Annotated in this window: 15 protein-coding genes, 1 tRNA gene and 1 other annotated feature; of the genes, 12 read left to right on the plus strand and 4 right to left on the minus strand. The window is 36.5% G+C overall.

Going from position 1 to position 17,811, the window contains the following annotated elements:
• Positions 1 to 28: 28 nt before the first annotated feature.
• The 3 genes from IGM09_RS01795 to IGM09_RS01805 all read left to right on the plus strand — a co-directional run bounded on the left by IGM09_RS01795 (position 29) and on the right by IGM09_RS01805 (position 2,931).
• Entirely contained in the window at positions 29 to 730 is a 702-nt protein-coding gene (locus tag IGM09_RS01795; RefSeq protein WP_002355354.1) for an MgtC/SapB family protein, read from the plus strand.
• 299 nt (positions 731 to 1,029) lie between these two features.
• A complete protein-coding gene (locus tag IGM09_RS01800) occupies positions 1,030 to 1,599 on the plus strand; it encodes a LemA family protein (RefSeq protein ID WP_002385314.1) in 570 nt (189 codons plus the stop codon).
• Positions 1,600 to 1,644: 45 nt separating this feature from the next.
• Positions 1,645 to 2,931 carry a TPM domain-containing protein gene (locus tag IGM09_RS01805; protein ID WP_033624805.1) on the plus strand — a complete coding sequence of 429 codons (1,287 nt, stop codon included), beginning with the start codon at positions 1,645 to 1,647 and terminating at the stop codon, positions 2,929 to 2,931.
• Positions 2,932 to 2,970: 39 nt separating this feature from the next.
• On the opposite strand, the gene nrdF is transcribed toward IGM09_RS01805, so the two are convergent.
• The 4 genes from nrdF to IGM09_RS01825 all read right to left on the minus strand — a co-directional run bounded on the left by nrdF (position 2,971) and on the right by IGM09_RS01825 (position 6,880).
• Positions 2,971 to 3,936, minus strand: a complete 966-nt coding sequence (nrdF, locus tag IGM09_RS01810) for a class 1b ribonucleoside-diphosphate reductase subunit beta (RefSeq protein WP_002355357.1) — start codon at positions 3,934 to 3,936, stop codon at positions 2,971 to 2,973.
• A 200-nt stretch (positions 3,937 to 4,136) separates the two neighbouring features.
• Entirely contained in the window at positions 4,137 to 6,296 is a 2,160-nt protein-coding gene (gene nrdE, locus IGM09_RS01815) for a class 1b ribonucleoside-diphosphate reductase subunit alpha (RefSeq protein WP_002355358.1), read from the minus strand.
• On the minus strand, positions 6,277 to 6,654 hold the full coding sequence (gene nrdI / locus IGM09_RS01820; protein WP_002355359.1) for a class Ib ribonucleoside-diphosphate reductase assembly flavoprotein NrdI: 378 nt from the start codon (positions 6,652 to 6,654) through the stop codon (positions 6,277 to 6,279). The genes nrdE and nrdI overlap by 20 nt, the downstream gene beginning before the upstream one ends.
• Position 6,655: 1 nt before the next feature.
• Positions 6,656 to 6,880, minus strand: coding sequence for a redoxin NrdH (locus IGM09_RS01825; RefSeq protein WP_002355360.1), 225 nt, complete (start codon positions 6,878 to 6,880; stop codon positions 6,656 to 6,658).
• A 512-nt stretch (positions 6,881 to 7,392) separates the two neighbouring features.
• Here IGM09_RS01825 and IGM09_RS01830 point away from each other — a divergent pair.
• From IGM09_RS01830 to tdc, 9 genes are all read left to right on the plus strand, one after another.
• A complete protein-coding gene (locus IGM09_RS01830) occupies positions 7,393 to 7,866 on the plus strand; it encodes a ferrous iron transport protein A (protein ID WP_033597419.1) in 474 nt (157 codons plus the stop codon).
• Complete coding sequence (feoB, locus tag IGM09_RS01835; RefSeq protein ID WP_002355363.1) at positions 7,863 to 10,013, plus strand: ferrous iron transport protein B; 2,151 nt, start codon at positions 7,863 to 7,865, stop codon at positions 10,011 to 10,013. Before IGM09_RS01830 ends, feoB begins: the two co-directional genes overlap by 4 nt.
• 6 nt (positions 10,014 to 10,019) lie before the next feature.
• Complete coding sequence (locus IGM09_RS01840) at positions 10,020 to 10,157, plus strand: hypothetical protein (protein ID WP_002355364.1); 138 nt, start codon at positions 10,020 to 10,022, stop codon at positions 10,155 to 10,157.
• 81 nt (positions 10,158 to 10,238) lie between these two features.
• Positions 10,239 to 10,312: transfer RNA gene (locus IGM09_RS01845), tRNA-Lys, on the plus strand.
• A 278-nt stretch (positions 10,313 to 10,590) separates the two neighbouring features.
• Positions 10,591 to 11,466, plus strand: a complete 876-nt coding sequence (locus tag IGM09_RS01850) for an aldo/keto reductase (protein WP_033921793.1) — start codon at positions 10,591 to 10,593, stop codon at positions 11,464 to 11,466.
• Between the two features lie 22 nt (positions 11,467 to 11,488).
• Positions 11,489 to 11,971, plus strand: coding sequence for a VOC family protein (locus IGM09_RS01855; protein ID WP_033624808.1), 483 nt, complete (start codon positions 11,489 to 11,491; stop codon positions 11,969 to 11,971).
• 166 nt (positions 11,972 to 12,137) lie between these two features.
• Positions 12,138 to 13,583, plus strand: a complete 1,446-nt coding sequence (cls, locus tag IGM09_RS01860; RefSeq protein WP_002355443.1) for a cardiolipin synthase — start codon at positions 12,138 to 12,140, stop codon at positions 13,581 to 13,583.
• A 291-nt stretch (positions 13,584 to 13,874) separates the two neighbouring features.
• Positions 13,875 to 14,089 (plus strand) — a binding site (T-box leader).
• A gap of 191 nt (positions 14,090 to 14,280) precedes the next feature.
• Positions 14,281 to 15,537 (plus strand): tyrosine--tRNA ligase, encoded by a 1,257-nt coding sequence (tyrS, locus tag IGM09_RS01865; RefSeq protein WP_002355444.1) that lies wholly within the window; start codon positions 14,281 to 14,283, stop codon positions 15,535 to 15,537.
• Between the two features lie 298 nt (positions 15,538 to 15,835).
• A complete protein-coding gene (gene tdc, locus IGM09_RS01870; protein WP_002355450.1) occupies positions 15,836 to 17,698 on the plus strand; it encodes a tyrosine decarboxylase in 1,863 nt (620 codons plus the stop codon).
• Positions 17,699 to 17,811: the final 113 nt, after the last annotated feature.

Consider the following 17,811-nt stretch of genomic DNA (forward strand, 5'->3'; position numbering starts at 1 on the left):
GGAAGTAATAGAAGAAGAGGTGAAAAGGATGTTACAGCTAACAATTCCAGAAATTATTTTACGGTTAGTCCTAGCGATGGTGATGGGTGGCGCAATTGGTTTTGAAAGACAATATAAGAATCGCCCAGCAGGGATGCGCACTCACATTTTAGTTTGTATGGGCGCGGCTATTATTGCGTTAATTCAGTCGCAAATTGCAATCAATGCATTGAAAGATGCGTTAGCTAATCCGGCTTTGACGGGGGTCATTCGTTCAGATCAAGCAAGATTGATCGCACAAGTTGTAAGTGGAATCGGCTTTTTAGGTGCTGGAACCATCATTGTAACGAAACAAAGTGTCACCGGATTGACGACAGCAGCGTCACTATGGACCGTTGCTGGTTTAGGGATCGCGGTGGGCATGGGCTACTATACGATTGCCTTAACAAGTTTTATCGGTGTATTATTTGCCTTAACCATTGTCAAACGAATTATTCACGTACCAACAATCAAAAAATTAGAAATTCGCTATCAACATAAACAAGAAACCAAAGAATTTATTAATCAGTATTTTGAAGAAAAACATATTGAAATTTATGATGTGAACTTCAATGTTTCTTGGGTGGATGATACAAAAATCTATACGAATATCTATACTATTGATTTGCCTAAAGGCCTAACGTATGCCGATGTTATCGAAGATCTATCTGTTTCAAATAATGTAACAAAATTACGATTGATTAATGTGTAGAAACATCTATTTATAATTAATGACAAGAGGTCGGGACAGAACCGTTTAGCTCCGAGAAATAAGAAGGAATTTCCGAAAATTGCTCTTTAATTTTTGGAGAATTTCGGCTTATTTCCGAAGGAGTTGGTTCTGTTCCCGCCGTTTATCAGTTTTGAGCGTGGAACAAAAATCCAAAGTGATTTTTGTCCCACGCTCTTTTCTTCTAGGACCTAGGACTGATTTTTTAAGTTTAATATTTCAAAAAGATTACAAAAGAGTTATGATTGTATTACGAGTTAGAAAGAAAGGTGATAAGTAAGATGAATAAAAAAAATAAATTTCTTAGTATTATTGTTGTTGTCGTTGTGATTATTGGTGCATTTGTGATGAAAGCTTATAATCAATTGATTACTTTAGATAATAAAGTCGAAGCAGAATGGTCACAAGTAGAGAATGTAATGCAAAGACGTGCTGATTTAATTCCGAATCTTGTCAGTAGTGTTCAAGGCAGTATGACTCAAGAAAAAGAAGTTTTAAAAGAAATAACGGAAGCACGTAAAGCATACGCAGGAGCAAAATCTTCTTCTGAAAAAGGGCAAGCAAATGAGCAAATTGAAAAAGGATTAGGTAATTTTGTTACAGTATTGAATGAAGATTACCCAAAGTTAGCTTCTTCTGAAAATGTCAAAACCTTAATGACTCAATTAGAAGGATCTGAAAATCGAATTTCTGTTGAACGCCGTAACTATATACAAGCTGTTGAAACATATAACCAACAGATTTCAAAATTCCCTGATAAAATAATTGCAAAACTTTTAGGATTTGAGAAGAAAACTAACTATGTTGCGACAGAGCAGGGAAAAGAAGTGCCACAAGTAAAATTTAAATAAAAAAATTATAGAAAATTTGGGTTAAAAAGAAAGAAGTGAGGAAGGTTGGATAAAAAAGTCGAAAAAATTCAAGAAAAAGTTCGTTTGTTTTATAAAAAGCATCAGCGGAATACAACGATTGTTGTGGTAATTAGTTTAAGTATGATTTTAATATTAGGAATGGCTGCTTGGCATGAAGGAAAGGGAATCTCCTATGAAGCAAAACAAACTGCACTGAGAGAGAAGCAACAAGTCTTACAAAAAAAGAGAGACGATATTTTAGCAGGGAAAATGACTGAAGCGTCAACCCAGACAACAATAAATAACTTTTCTAAACAAGAAATAACTGGTGAAAATGAATTAGTGACAATTACTGGAACGAATGGGCAGTTGAACATTAATGATGCTAATATCTATGTTTCAGATAATGCAGGTATTGTCTCAAATCAACTTAAACAGAAAATGTTTCAATTGAATCAACAATTGTTGGAAAATGCGAATGGCGCACAATTTATGCTTATTACCGTTCCTGCGTTACCTAGTGGGGAATCTGTTGAATCTTACAGCAATAAGATTGCTAATCAATTAGGTGTAGGGGATCGTGAAAAAAATAATGGTGTGGTTTTTCTAATGGCAATTGAGGATCGCGAGTCTCGCTTGGAAGTTGGATATGGCTTAGAGAGTATTTTAACGGATAGCTATGCGGATGATATTATTAATAATGAAGAAGTAAAAGAGACTTTTAGAGACGAGGATTATAATACAGGTCTCAATAAAATTATTGATCAAGTATCGGCTGCAATCAATTCAAAAACCGCACAAGTGGATAATGAATTAACAAATATACAAGCAGAGTTAAACACTAACACAACGAAAAGAAATGTTCTTTTAATGGCAAGTATTGCTGGGATGCTCATTTGTGCTGTTTATATTTTACAAATTTTAAGAACAAGAAAACTTGTTAAAAAAATGTATCAAGATTATTTGAATTGTTTACCAACAAAGGCTGTCCTAAATAACTCAGAACAGACAAAGAAAGTATTAAATAAGATGAAAAAGACTTCTTTTTATTGTTTATATCTTAATGGAGCAACGTTATTTGCCACAAAAGGGAAAATAAGACGTGCCACTAAGCGTGGTTCTTTACTAAGTATATATCCAAATGCAAAAAAACAATCTTTTGGGCGTTTATTAGTAGGAGATACTTTATATAGTTATGATGGTAGTGTTTTGACGTATGCTTATTTAAACTCACAATACAATCCGTCTAATCATAGTAGTTCTGGTAGCAGCAGTGGTGGTTCATTCGGTGGCGGCTCATTCGGCGGTGGCGGTGCCTCTGGAAGTTGGTAAAATAAAAAGCTAGAAACGTTAATCGTTTCTAGCTTTTTGCTATTTATCTAAACCGTAAAGATAGTCATCATCTTTCATGGCTTCAACTGTTCCTAGTAAATAGCCATTTCCTACTTGAGAGAAGAAGTCATGGTTGCTAGTTCCTGTCGAAATACCATTCATTACAATCGGGTTCACATCATTGGCTGTATCCGCAAATAAGGGATCCATACCTAAGTTCATTAAAGCTTTGTTGGCGTTGTAACGTAAAAAGGTTTTTACTTCTTCGGTCCAACCTAAGTCATCATATAATTCTTCTGTATAACGTTCTTCGTTTTCGTACAATTCGTAAAGTAAATTATACATCCAGTCTTTTAGTTTATCTTGCTCATCTTCTGGTAATTCATTAAATCCTAATTGGAATTTATAGCCAATATACGTGCCGTGCACTGATTCATCACGGATAATCAATTTAATAATTTCAGCGACGTTCGCTAGTTTATTGTTTCCTAAATAGTAAAGGGGAGTGTAGAACCCAGAATAGAATAAAAACGTTTCTAAAAATACACTAGCAATTTTTTTCTCTAACGGAGTACCGTTTTTATAAATTTCGTTAATCCGTTCTGCTTTATATTGCAGATGTTTATTGGTATTTGTCCACTCAAAAATATCATCAATCTCTTTTTTTGTATTTAATGTACTGAAGATAGAAGAATAACTTTTGGCATGGACAGATTCCATGAATTGGATGTTATTTAAGACGGCTTCTTCATGGGGCGTCCGCACATCATTTCTCAGTTGATCCATGCCGCTTTCTGATTGAACAGTATCTAATAAAGTTAAACCGCCGAAGACGTAGCCGACAGTAGTTTTTTCTAAATCGGAAAGAGTCCGCCAATCATCTAAGTCATTGGATAACGGAATCCGTGTATCTAACCAAAATTGTTCGGTTAATTTTTCCCAAGTGGATTTATCAATGACGTCTTCAATGGCGTTCCAGTTAATTGCTTCATAATACGTTGCCATGGTTATTCCTCCTGTATGCTGGGACAGCAGTCTGTTTGACTAGTTGTCTCGTTTCTTCGCTTAAAACGTTCTACAGAGTCCAAATAGGAGCGTGCAGCCGTTCTTCTTTGTCCAGTATATCTGAAAATGTCCTGTTTAAAAAGAGAACATTCCTAAAAAATAAGACGCTCAAGCAGAACGCCTTATTTAAGTGCTTTTCATTAAATCACGCAAGACTCACATTGATTGCTGCCAATTTCTTCAGCATCATCTGTAAATGTACGAATATAGTAAATTGATTTAATCCCTTTGTTGAACGCATAATGACGTAAAATGTTCAAGTCACGGGTTGTTTGTTTTGGTGTTTCTTTCCATTCATACAAGCCTTCAGGGATTTCTGAACGCATAAACAAGGTTAAACTCATTCCTTGATCAACGTGTTGTTGCGCTGTTGCGTAGACATCAATCACTTTGCGCATATCCATGTCGTAAGCAGAAGTATAGTAAGGGATTGTATCATTAGCTAAATAAGGCGCTGGATAGTAAATCTTACCAATTTTCTTCTCTTGACGTTCTTCAATCATGCGAGTAATTGGATGAATGCTGGCACTAGTATCATTAATATATGAAATTGAACCATTTGGCGCTACGGCTAAACGATTTTGATGATAAAGACCATCTTTTTTCACAGCATCGCGTAACGCAGCCCAATCTTCAGCCGTTGGAATCTGAATGTCTTTGAAGATTTCTTTCACTTTATCAAATTTTGGTGTAAAATTGCCTTCAATATATTTATCGAAGTAAGCACCAGAAGCATAATCTGATTTTTCAAAATTATGGAAGACTTGGTTACGTTCTTTCGCAATTTGGTTACTTTCCATTAAAGTCCAGTAATTTAATAACATGAAATAAATGTCTGTAAAGTCTAATGATTCTTCAGAGCCGTATTCCATATGATTTTTAGCGAAGAAGGTGTGTAAGCCCATTGCGCCTAGTCCGATTGTATGGCTTAAACGATTTCCATTTTGGATAGTTGGCACGACATCAATTTCAGAAGCATCTGTTACAAAAGTTAACGCACGCGTCATAGCGCGGACAGATTTTCCAAAGTCAGGACTTTCCATTAAATTAACAATGTTAGTTGAACCTAAGTTACAACTAATATCTGTTCCTAAAACTTCATATTCTTGTTTCCCATTAATAACAGAAGGCGTTTGAACTTGAAGAATTTCAGAACATAAGTTACTCATGATAATCTTGCCATCAATCGGATTGTTTTTGTTAGCTGTATCAATATTGATGATATAAGGATAGCCAGATTCTTGTTGTAATTTAGAAATTTCATTTTCTAAGTCACGGGCTTTAATTTTACGTTTACGTATGTTTGGATTGGCCACTAGGTTATCATATTCTTTGGTAATATCTACATAGGAATAAGGTACACCATATTCACGTTCCACACTATAAGGACTAAATAAATACATATCTTCGTTGTTACGCGTTAATTCGTAAAATTTATCTGGAACAATAACACCAAGAGACAACGTTTTTACACGGATTTTTTCATCAGCGTTTTCTTTTTTAGCAGATAAGAACATTTCAATATCTGGATGGAAGACGTTTAGATAAACCACACCAGCACCTTGACGTTGACCTAGTTGGTTAGAGTAGCTAAAGCTATCTTCAAATAATTTCATAACAGGGACAACACCACTTGCTGCGCCATCATAACCTTTGATTGGTGCGCCCGCTTCACGTAAGTTTGAAAGAGTAATCCCTACGCCACCGCCGATTCGTGATAATTGAAGGGCAGAATTAATTGAACGCCCAATGCTATTCATATCATCTGTTACTTGAACTAAGAAACAAGAAACCAATTCACCTCGACGTTTACGCCCAGCGTTTAAGAAAGAAGGTGTGGCTGGTTGATACCGTTGATGGATCATTTCATCCGCCAATGTTAAAGCCAACTCTTCATCGCCATCCGCAAAATACAAGGCATTAAAGGCAACCCGATCTTCATATGTTTCTAAATACTCTGTTCCGGCGTTGTTCTTTAAAGCGTATTGAGAATAAAATTTATAAGCCGCCATGAAAGACTTGAATTGGAAATGTTGTTCATCTAAGAAAGCATATAATTTTTCAATAAAGTCCATTGAATATTTTTCGATGAATTCAGTTTCAATAAAATCTTCTTTCATTAAAAAGTTGATTTTTTCTTCAGCAGAGCTGAATTTACGTGTATTCGGTTCTACATTTTCTTTAAAGAAGGCTGCGAGTGCTTCTTTATCTTTATTTAAAGGGATTTGACCATCAACAGGACGGTTAATCTCGTTATTCAGTTTGAAATAGCTGACATCTTTAATTTCTTTTAGACTCAATTTCTTCCACTACTTTCTTAAAGGTCTCCACGTCTTCGTCTGTTCCGCTAAACTCAAAGGAGTATAGAAGCGGAACGTGGTAATCGCGGGCAATATCTTTGGCGGTATAGACAAATAATTCAGCAAAATTACGGTTGCCCCCACCAGCTACACCAACTAACAGTTCTTGGTTACTTTTATAATCAAGAAAGTCATTCACTACCTCTGTAATTTCTGCATCATAGGTAGGAATGACAAGAATAAAAGGCTCATTTATTTCAAAAAAAGGATTCGCTGGCTCAAGTTCATAAGCAGGCAAATCCAATTTTTTAATAAAGCGCCTTGTTTGACCGGTGACTGAAAAATAAACAAGTTTCATCTTAGCTAGCCAATTGTTTTAATTGGTCTGGACGGAAGCCAACAACGGTTGTTGCTTCAGATGTGATTACCGGTACGCTTTGGAACCCTTGTTCTTTTAACCAGTCGATAGCATCTGGTTGTGCGTCGATATTGATTTCTTCAAAAGCGATGTTATTTTCACTTAGGAAACGTTTCGCCATTTTACATTGGATACAGTTATTTTTTGAAAAGATTTTTACGTTCATTGAAAGTTCCTCCTCTTTTTTTCTACATAGACTAGTATAAATCTATGTAGAAAAAAGTCAACACTTTAACACTATATATTGTGGTGCGTTTTTCTCATAATACTAGTTTTTGTGTTTTTGAAAGAAAAATGAAAACACGTGAATCCTCGTTTTTGGGAGAAAAAACACATTGGTCAGTGTTTGACAAACAAAAAAATTAAAATTTTGAAAGAGAACATTTAGTGAAAAAACACTAAATATTGTGTTGACATTTGAGTTAGGCACAAGAAGAAAAAATAAGCGGATTTGTTATTGAATGAGTGGAATTTTATAGTAGCTAGTAACATAAAAAACAAGAGCTGACTTTTTTCAAAAATGGTAACCTGAAAAAAGTGTCTCTATATAGAAGGAAAATAGAAGAAAACAGGAGATACATCCAGAAATTCATTGACTTTCCGTGTAAGCAAGCGTATTCTTTTAATTGAGAACGATTCTCATTTTCGTTTGAAACTTTTTCACATGGAGGAAAGTAAATGATTACGTTAGCGCAGGCAGAAGTTGGTAAAGTCTATACAGTCGAAAGCGTCCAAGCAGATGTTCAGACAAAGAAACATCTGAACAATTTAGGTGTCGTTGCAGGCCAAGCAGTTGTCCTTGTCAATTATCAGAATCAAAATGGTATTGTTTTATTACATAATAGTCGAATTGCGCTGACAGATACGATTTTACAAGCGATTCATGTGGAGGAGCGCTCGGTGAATGAGAAAGTTTGGGTCTCCTTGGATACCTTGAAAGTTGGAGAACGCGCTACAACAGTAGGGATCCACGGACAAGGAGCGGTGAAACGTCGGTTGATGGACATGGGCTTAACAAAAGGAACAGTAATTTTTATTCGTAAAGTAGCTCCTTTAGCTGATCCAATTGAAATCAATGTACGTGGCTACGAACTAACGTTACGAAAAAGTGAAGCGGAACTAATCTTGGTTGAAAAGGAGGAAAGCGAATGACTCAGCAAATTGCACTAGCCGGCAACCCTAATAGCGGTAAAACGACAACGTTCAATATGTTAACAGGAGCCAACCAATATGTTGGAAACTGGCCAGGGGTGACTGTGGAACGCAAAGAGGGGGTGGCAAAGAAAGATAAGACACTCATTATTCAAGATTTGCCAGGGATTTACTCTCTTTCTCCTTATACGCCTGAAGAAATTGTGGCACGAGATTATCTTTTGGAGGACCAACCTTCAGTGATTTTGAATATTCTCGATGTGACCAATTTGGAACGGAATCTTTATTTAACAACACAATTAATTGAAACTGGATTACCGGTTGTTTGTGCGTTAAATATGATGGATTTGTTGGAAAAAAACGGCCAAACATTGAATAGTGAAAAGTTAAGTTATGGCTTAGGCGTGCCTGTCGTTGAGATTAGTGCTTTGAAGAATCGTGGGTTGGATCATGCTTTAAAACAAAGTAAGCAGCGAGCGAATGCCATAGAGACAGAGGTTATTTATCCTTCTTATGATAATCGCTTAGAAGCAGCACTTGCTGAAATTGTTGATATTTTAGGAAATACTGTTCCTGAAACGCAACAGCGTTGGTATAGTTTAAAACTTTTTGAACGAGATGTTCGAACCAAAGAGCAATTATTATTGAGTTCTTTTCAAGAAAAAGAAATTGAAGAAGTCATACAAATTACCGAAAAAATCTTTCAAGATGAAAGTGAAGCCATTATCATTAATGAACGCTATGCCTTTATTGCTCGATTAATTGCTTTGTGTGCGACGAAAAAAACAGAAATGACATTTACTCACAGTGATAAGATTGACCGAGTGGTAACCAATCGGTGGTTGGCGTTGCCAATCTTTGCGTTTGTGATGTGGTTGGTCTATTACTTGTCTATTCAAACGGTTGGTACAATGGGGACAGACTGGTTAAACGATGTCTTTTTTGGGGAATGGGTTCCTCAATTTGTGGGAAATTGGTTGGCGCAATGGCAAGTAGCGCCATGGATGCAAAGTTTAATTTTAGATGGGATCATTGCAGGTGTTGGGGCTGTGTTAGGCTTTTTACCACAACTGGCCGTCCTGTTTTTATGTTTAGGTTTTTTAGAAGATTGTGGCTATATGGCACGGATTGCCTTTGTCATGGATCGCTTGTTTCGGAAATTCGGCCTATCTGGTAAGTCGTTTATTCCAATGTTAATTGCGACAGGTTGTGGGGTCCCAGGCGTGATGGCTAGTCGAACGATTGAAAACGAACGCGATCGGCGAATGACTATTATGGTCACGACTTTTATGCCGTGTTCGGCGAAGTTGCCAATTATCGCTCTGATTGCAGGTGCATTTTTTCCTAACCAAAGTTGGGTCTCGCCCTCTGCTTATTTCTTAGGGGTTGCTTCCATTGTGTTATCAGGAATTGCTTTAAAAAAGACCAAGCATTTTTCGGGAGATCCAGCACCATTCATTATGGAACTTCCCGCCTATCATTTGCCACAGCTTAGAAGTGTGGTTCGGCATGCCTATGAACGATGTCGCTCATTTGTAAAAAAAGCAGGTACGATTATTTTTGTTTCCAGTATTCTCATTTGGTTCATGTCCCATTATTCTGTGACGTTTCAACCCGTTCCAGAAAGTCAAAGTATTCTAGCATTTCTAGGAAAAGGGTTGGCGGTGCTATTTATCCCATTAGGCTGGGGTAATTGGCAAGGGGCAGTTGCCACAATTACAGGATTGATAGCGAAAGAAAATATTATTGGTACCTTAGGCATTTTATTTGGCAATGTGAAAGATGTTTCTGAAAACGGGGTAGAAGTCTGGGGCGCACTGCAACACACCTTTACGCCAGTCGCGGCCTATTCGTTCTTAACTTTTAACTTATTATGTGCACCTTGTTTTGCTGCAATTGGCGCAATTCGTCGTGAAATGGGAGACCTCAAATGGACATTAGGAGCCATTGGTTATCAATGCGGTTTGGCTTATATGGTTAGTTTTGTGATTTATCAATTGGGCCATGTGTTAGTCGAAAAAGGCACACTAACTCTGGGGACTTTTTTAGCGATGGGTGTTGTTTTAGCTGGATTTTATTTCCTTATAAGAAAACCAAAGCCAGGCAAAGAAAGTGTCCAAGCAATCACTTCTTTAGAAAGAGGGTAATAACGGATGGCAACAATTATTTTATCCATTTTAATTTTTGGAACAGCAGGAATCATCACCTATCGACGAATCAAAAAAGGGGAAAGTTGTGAAGATTGTCAAACAGCTTGTCCTGTAAAAAAAGAACAATCTTCACAAGAATAACAACTGAAAAAAATTCCCTCTTGTATAAATAATAGCGGAGTGCTACAATATTGAGGTAGCTGAAAAGCTATTTTATACAACGGGGGCATAGCTCAGTTGGTTAGAGCATCTGACTCTTAATCAGAGGGTCTAGGGTTCGAATCCCTATGCCCCCATTGGGTGCCAAACCCACGAGAACGGTATTCTGTCGGCGTCTTAGGACGTTTCGAAGACGGAGTACGCGTTCTCTTTTTTTACATAAAATGTCGTGTGTCGTGAGAGATACACTAGTTAAATCGGTTAAAGAATGCTACGCTTAGAAGAGCGAGAAAGTACGTTATATAAAAAAAGTTAAAAATTTTTCAGGCTAAAAAAGCGAATTTAACAAAAAGCGCACTTTTTGGTTCCTATGAAACGAAAAAGTACGTACTATACAGCATGTACGGCACGGTATATGATGATATCAGAAAACGTTAAAGGAGCGAATCAAATGATTACATCACTAGCAGATACAGTAACATTAAACAACGGCACTAAAATTCCAGGAATGGGTCTCGGGGTATTCCAAATACCAGATGAAGAGACAGCAAAAGTGGTCGAAGAAGGGATTATCAATGGTTATCGTTTAATCGATACAGCGCAAATCTATGGCAATGAATCTGGCACAGGAGCGGGAATTAAAGCAGGCTTAGCGGTAACTGGTTTGAACCGTGAGGACTTATTTGTTACCTCGAAAGTTTGGAACGCGCATATTTCCTATGATGAAACAATTCAAGCTTTCAATGATAGTTTGGAACGTTTAGGTTTAGATTATTTAGATTTGTATTTAATTCATTGGCCAGGAAATAATTCTTACAAAGAATCATGGCAAGCTTTAGAAACTTTATATGCTGAAGGAAAAGTGAAAGCAATTGGTGTCAGCAACTTCCAAGTTCATCATTTAGAAGATTTACTTTCTTATGCAAAAGTTGTTCCGGTAATTAACCAAGTGGAACTACATCCAAAATTGGATCAAAAAGAAGTGCGTGATTTCTGTGAAAAACATGATATCAAAGTCCAAGCTTGGTCACCATTGATGCAAGGCCAATTATTATCGAATGAAACCATTTTGGCGATTGCTGAGAACCATAATAAATCAGCAGCGCAAGTGATTTTACGTTGGGATATTCAACAAGATATCTTATTAGCCGTGAAATCTGTCCACAAAGAACGGATGATTAGCAATGCAGCGGTCTTTGATTTTGAACTAAGTGCAGAAGAAATGGCACAAATTAACCAATTGAATGAATCGTTACGTGTGGGACCAGATCCAGACACGTTTGATTTCTAAAAATTAACTAGGAGGAGATACAATGAGTGAAGCAGTTAAAGGTTTTTCAGTAGTCAACCACGTGGGGATTACAGTCAGTAATTTGGATGAATCAGTAAAGTTTTATGAAGCATTAACAGGAACAAAAATCGCAAATCGTGATGAAATTGGTGGAAAACGGATGGCCCAAACACAAGGGTTAGATGATACATTAATCAAGTATGCCAATGTGCATCTAGAAAACATCAATATTGATTTATTAGAATATGTTAAACCAAACTCAGAAAAAGCTTCTTATTCCAACGAACAAATTAGTGCAATGCATATGTGTTTCGAAGTGGAAGATATTGATGCAGCTGTTGCACGTTTAAGAGCGATTGGCGTAGAACCTGATGGAGAGCCGATTACATTCCAAGAAGAAGATGGCTTGAAGAGCGGTTTTGGTACAGGTGTCGCTTACTTTACCGATCCAGATGGTACAAATTTAGAATTGATTGCTCCTAAAGGTCCATTTACACGAAATTAAGTTAAAAGACTTTCAAACAAACATCAAAAAGCCCCCCCGCATTCTAGTATCACTAACTAGAATGGGGGCTCTTTTTATTTTTTGAGACAGAAGTCGCTAAAGAAAAGATATTCCAAATCCGTAATTGATGGTATACTAAAACGTAACAAATAAAGGAGGAAGACAATTGATTCTTAGCGTCTTAACAGTTATTTATTTTATTAATGCAATTATTGCGGGAATTACCATTTTGTTAAAACCTCGAGATGTAGCAGCAATTTGGGCATGGCTACTCGTACTGATTGCTCTACCCGTTTTTGGTTTTTTCTTATATTTATTCTTTGGGCGCGGTTTAACCGACAAAAAGAAATTTTATTTGCAACAAAGTGATTTGCGGGAATTAGAGAATTTTCAGAATTTCCAAGAAGAAAGTTTTGAACTTTATAGTCAAAAGATGCCGACGGAGGAGCAACAACAGTTTACAGACTTTTTTTCCTCGTTGAATAGGATGCCTCTGACTAAGAAAAATGATGTTCAAATTTTTACGGATGGTACGGAAAAATTCAATGCGTTGATGGCGGACATAAAAAAAGCTCAGCACTCCATTCATATTGAATATTATGCCTTTGTAACGGATCATATCGGCACCAAAATTTTGAACTTATTAGAAGAAAAGGCGGCTGAAGGGGTTGAAGTGCGGTTGCTTTACGATGCCTTTGGCTCAAAGGGCACCAAGGTTCATCATTTGAATGAATTGAAAAAAAACGGTGGTTTTGTCCAAACGTTTATTACTTCTCAAAAAGCACTTTTGAAGTTTCGTTTGAATTATCATGATCACCGGAAAATTGTTGTTATTGACGGAAAAGTAGGCTACATTGGCGGCTTTAATGTTGCCGATCAATATGCCGGAACGACTAAAAAGTTTGGCTATTGGCGGGATACACATTTACGGATTCAAGGGCCAGCAGCCTCATTACTGCAAATGCGTTTTTTAATGGATTGGAACGTCTCTTCCCCCGAGAAAAATCGTGTGGCGTATCAATTGGATTATTTCTTTAAACTTGAAGCATTGGTGCCAGAGGCAAATACATCCATTCAGATGATTGCCAGTGGTCCTAACAGTGACCGTGAACAAATTAAATTGGCCTTTATTAAATTGATTACTTCTGCCAAGAAAAGAGTCTGGATTCAAACGCCGTATTTAGTTCCTGATGATAGTGTCTTGGCTGCTTTAAAGGTTGCTGCGGCTTCAGGAGTAGATGTTAAAATTATGATTCCAGATAAGCCCGACCATCCGTTTATTTATCGAGCAACACAGTATTACGGCCGCTTATTGATGAAAGAAAATATTGAAATTTTAATTTATAACGGTGGTTTCTTACATGCGAAAACAATGATTATGGATGATGAAGTCTGCACAGTTGGTTCAGCCAATCAAGATATCCGAAGTTACAAATTAAACTTTGAAGCAAATGCTGTGTTATATGATAAAAAAATCATTGATCAATTAGAAGCAATTTTCTTAGAAGATCGAAAAAAATGTACAACAATGACTCCAGAAGTTGTTCGCGACATGTCAAAATGGTTGATTTTTAAACAACAAATTTCACGATTATTTTCACCAATTCTTTAAAACTGTTTTTCACAAAATGACGAACTTCTGATCCGAAGTTCGTCATTTTTCTTCGGGAATTTTATAAAAGTATAGAAAATCACAAAAAAAGTCAAAAAAATTTTAAAGAATATTTTTTAATTTTATTCGTTATTTTTTTATCTGTATTTGCTGTTAAAACGAATAAATCTTATTGTTAATTTGTTATTTTATTTTTGTGAAAAAGGGACATCTTTTGTAAAAGTAAAAAAAATTAAGCAAAGAGTGTTGACAAAAAAAACGAAAAGGAATATGCTACATGTACAAGTTAAATACAAAGCAATGACAGAAAAGCAGTAGAGAAATAACCACTGTTACAGAAAGCTAGTGGCGCTGGAAACTAGTACACGTTATTTATCGAATTACATTCTTGAGCTTCTGCCTACAGGGCACGGGTAACAGCGTTATTTGTTAAGAGGTATATAGTATTTTAAATAAATTAAACTATGTATAAATTTGGGTGGTACCACGAGAAATTCGTCCCTAAGTCGTTTTGACGGCTTAGGGATTTTTTGTATTCTTTTTTTGAATACGTGGCAGACCAAAGAAAATTTCGTGAACCCGTGTATACATAGAAATAAACACGGAATATCGTGTAAAAACAAGTGTGTTAATCGTTTGTTTATTCAAATGAACGATTTCCTATAAAGAGATAATTATAAATATGGAGGGTGATAACATGAATATCATTGACGAGCTAGCATGGCGTGATGCAATCAATCAACAAACAAACGAAGAAGGACTAAGAGAACTTACAGAAAATACGAGCATTTCGCTATATTGCGGTGTCGATCCAACTGGAGATAGCATGCATATTGGACATTTAATTCCTTTTATGATGATGAAACGATTCCAATTAGCAGGTCATCACCCATACATTTTAATTGGTGGCGGAACTGGAACAATTGGTGACCCAAGTGGACGAACAACTGAACGTGTTTTACAAACGATGGAAGCTGTGCAACATAATGTGGACAGTCTTTCAAATCAAATGAAAAAATTATTTGGTAAAGATGCTGAGGTAACAATGGTGAACAACTACGATTGGTTATCAGAACTATCTTTATTAGATTTTTTAAGAGATTACGGGAAAAACTTTAATGTCAACACGATGTTGGCAAAAGACATTGTTGCTAGTCGTTTAGAAAGTGGCATTTCCTTTACAGAATTCACATACCAAATTCTTCAATCAATTGACTTTTACACATTGCATAAAAAACATAATATTCAATTACAAATTGGTGGCGCTGATCAATGGGGCAATATCACTGCAGGATTAGATTTGATTCGTAAAAAAGAAGGACCAGAAGCCAAAGTATTCGGGTTAACCATTCCTTTAATGCTAAAAGCAGATGGTACAAAATTTGGGAAAACAGCGGGTGGCGCTATCTGGTTAGATCCTAAGAAAACCTCACCATTTGAATTCTACCAATTCTGGTTAAACCAAGATGATCGTGATGTCATCAAATACTTGAAATTCTTTACTTTCTTAGATAAAGAAGAAATCGATGCGTTAGCTGAAAAAGTTGAAAAAGAACCAGGTAAACGTGAAGCACAAAGACGCTTAGCTGAAGAAGTGACACGATTTGTTCACGATGATGCAGCATTAGAAGAAGCGCAAAAAATTTCAGAAGCTCTTTTCTCAGGCAACATTAAAGACTTAACGATTGAGGAAATCGAGCAAGGGTTAGAACATGTGCCAACTGTTGAAATTACCAAAGATGCTAAAAACATTGTAGATTGGTTAGTTGACACAGAAATCGAACCATCAAAACGTCAAGCTCGCGAAGATGTGAGCGGAGGAGCTATAAGTATTAACGGTGACCGAGTTACCGATTTAGATTTTGCAGTCGATCCAACACAACATTTCGATGGAAAATTCGTTGTTGTACGGAAAGGGAAGAAAAATTACTTTTTAGCAAAAGTAATGGATTAGAAATTGATAATAATTTCACGAAGAGAAGACGTGTGATTATTTGATCAAAGTTAAAATTCTATTTCTCCTTACAGGTAGTGGTGAAACCGTTAATACACCTAATAAGAGTGGGATTGTACACACAATCCCACTCTTATTTTTTTATATAATGGTTCTGACAAGACACCTTGTGAAAAAATTATAAAATTAAAGAGCTATGATAACCATTGTTATTTTTCTTCTTTACACTTTAGCCGTTTGGGTGTAAGTTGTGAATGCAAAATCTAATTCATTAAAATTTGTAAGGAGGAATTTTCGTATGAAAAACGAAAAATTAGCAAAAGGCGAAATGAACCTTAATGCACTATTCATTGGGGACAAAGCCGAAAACGGACAATTATATAAAGACTTGTTGATCGACTTAGTAGATGAACATTTAGGATGGCGTCAAAACTACATGCCACAAGACATGCCAGTTATCTCTTCTCAAGAACGCACATCTGAAAGCTACGAAAAAACTGTCAACCATATGAAAGATGTATTGAATGAAATCTCTTCTCGCATGCGTACACATTCAGTTCCATGGCATACAGCAGGTAGATATTGGGGACATATGAATTCAGAAACATTAATGCCTTCTCTATTAGCTTACAACTTTGCAATGCTATGGAACGGGAACAACGTTGCCTATGAATCTTCTCCAGCAACTTCTCAAATGGAAGAAGAAGTAGGACATGAATTTGCTCACTTAATGAGCTACAAAAATGGTTGGGGACACATCGTTGCTGATGGTTCTTTAGCTAACTTAGAAGGCTTATGGTATGCCCGTAACATTAAATCATTACCATTTGCTATGAAAGAAGTAAAACCAGAATTAGTTGCTGGCAAATCAGATTGGGAACTATTGAACATGCCAACAAAAGAAATTATGGACTTATTAGAATCAGCTGAAGATGAAATTGATGAAATCAAAGCTCATTCAGCTCGTTCAGGTAAACATTTACAAGCAATCGGTAAATGGTTAGTCCCACAAACTAAACACTATTCTTGGTTAAAAGCTGCTGATATTATCGGTATCGGTTTAGATCAAGTTATCCCAGTACCAGTTGACCATAACTACCGTATGGATATCAACGAATTAGAAAAAATCGTTCGTGGCTTAGCAGAAGAACAAATTCCAGTGCTAGGTGTTGTCGGTGTAGTTGGTTCTACTGAAGAAGGTGCCGTTGACTCAATCGATAAAATTATTGCTTTACGCGATGAATTAATGAAAGACGGTATTTACTATTATGTACACGTGGATGCTGCTTATGGTGGTTATGGACGTGCCATCTTCTTAGACGAAGACAACAACTTCATCCCTTACGAAGATTTACAAGATGTTCATGAAGAATACGGTGTCTTCAAAGAGAAAAAAGAACACATTTCAAGAGAAGTGTATGATGCATATAAAGCAATCGAATTAGCAGAATCAGTAACAATTGACCCTCATAAAATGGGTTATATCCCTTATTCAGCTGGTGGTATCGTTATCCAAGATATCCGTATGCGCGACGTTATTTCTTACTTCGCAACTTACGTATTTGAAAAAGGTGCCGATATTCCTGCATTACTAGGTGCTTATATCCTTGAAGGTTCAAAAGCTGGTGCAACAGCTGCTTCTGTATGGGCTGCACATCACGTTTTACCTTTAAACGTTGCAGGTTATGGTAAATTAATTGGTGCTTCAATTGAAGGATCACATCATTTCTATAACTTCTTGAATGATTTAACATTCAAAGTTGGCGACAAAGAAATCGAAGTCCACACATTAACTCATCCAGACTTCAACATGGTTGACTATGTGTTTAAAGAAAAAGGCAACGATGATTTAGTAGCAATGAACAAATTAAACCATGATGTATATGACTATGCATCATACGTTAAAGGAAATATTTACAACAACGAATTCATTACTTCACATACTGACTTTGCTATTCCAGATTATGGCAACAGCCCATTAAAATTTGTAAACAGCTTAGGATTTAGTGACGAAGAATGGAACCGTGCAGGTAAAGTAACTGTGTTACGTGCTGCTGTAATGACTCCATACATGAACGATAAAGAAGAATTTGATGTTTACGCTCCTAAGATTCAAGCTGCTTTACAAGAAAAATTAGAACAAATTTACGACGTAAAATAATTGAATCTTAAACGGAAAAAAGAAATGGTAACCGAACGAGGGAACGTTGGTCTGGTTGATTTATTCAATAGATAAATCAACCAGACGGCTAACCTCTTAACCAATTCTTTGTC

The sequence above is a fragment of the Enterococcus sp. DIV0167 genome, from assembly GCF_050541555.1.
Classification (GTDB): domain Bacteria; phylum Bacillota; class Bacilli; order Lactobacillales; family Enterococcaceae; genus Enterococcus; species Enterococcus faecalis.

Coding starts and splice junctions, on each gene's coding strand:
- IGM09_RS01795 (WP_002355354.1), top strand. CDS start 29: ATGTTACAGCTAACAATTCCAGAAATTATTTTACGGTTAGTCCTAGCG.
- IGM09_RS01800 (WP_002385314.1), top strand. CDS start 1,030: ATGAATAAAAAAAATAAATTTCTTAGTATTATTGTTGTTGTCGTTGTG.
- nrdF (WP_002355357.1), bottom strand. CDS start 3,936: ATGGCAACGTATTATGAAGCAATTAACTGGAACGCCATTGAAGACGTC.
- nrdI (WP_002355359.1), bottom strand. CDS start 6,654: ATGAAACTTGTTTATTTTTCAGTCACCGGTCAAACAAGGCGCTTTATT.
- IGM09_RS01825 (WP_002355360.1), bottom strand. CDS start 6,880: ATGAACGTAAAAATCTTTTCAAAAAATAACTGTATCCAATGTAAAATG.
- IGM09_RS01830 (WP_033597419.1), top strand. CDS start 7,393: ATGATTACGTTAGCGCAGGCAGAAGTTGGTAAAGTCTATACAGTCGAA.
- feoB (WP_002355363.1), top strand. CDS start 7,863: ATGACTCAGCAAATTGCACTAGCCGGCAACCCTAATAGCGGTAAAACG.
- IGM09_RS01840 (WP_002355364.1), top strand. CDS start 10,020: ATGGCAACAATTATTTTATCCATTTTAATTTTTGGAACAGCAGGAATC.
- IGM09_RS01850 (WP_033921793.1), top strand. CDS start 10,591: ATGATGATATCAGAAAACGTTAAAGGAGCGAATCAAATGATTACATCA.
- IGM09_RS01855 (WP_033624808.1), top strand. CDS start 11,489: ATGAGTGAAGCAGTTAAAGGTTTTTCAGTAGTCAACCACGTGGGGATT.
- tyrS (WP_002355444.1), top strand. CDS start 14,281: ATGAATATCATTGACGAGCTAGCATGGCGTGATGCAATCAATCAACAA.
- tdc (WP_002355450.1), top strand. CDS start 15,836: ATGAAAAACGAAAAATTAGCAAAAGGCGAAATGAACCTTAATGCACTA.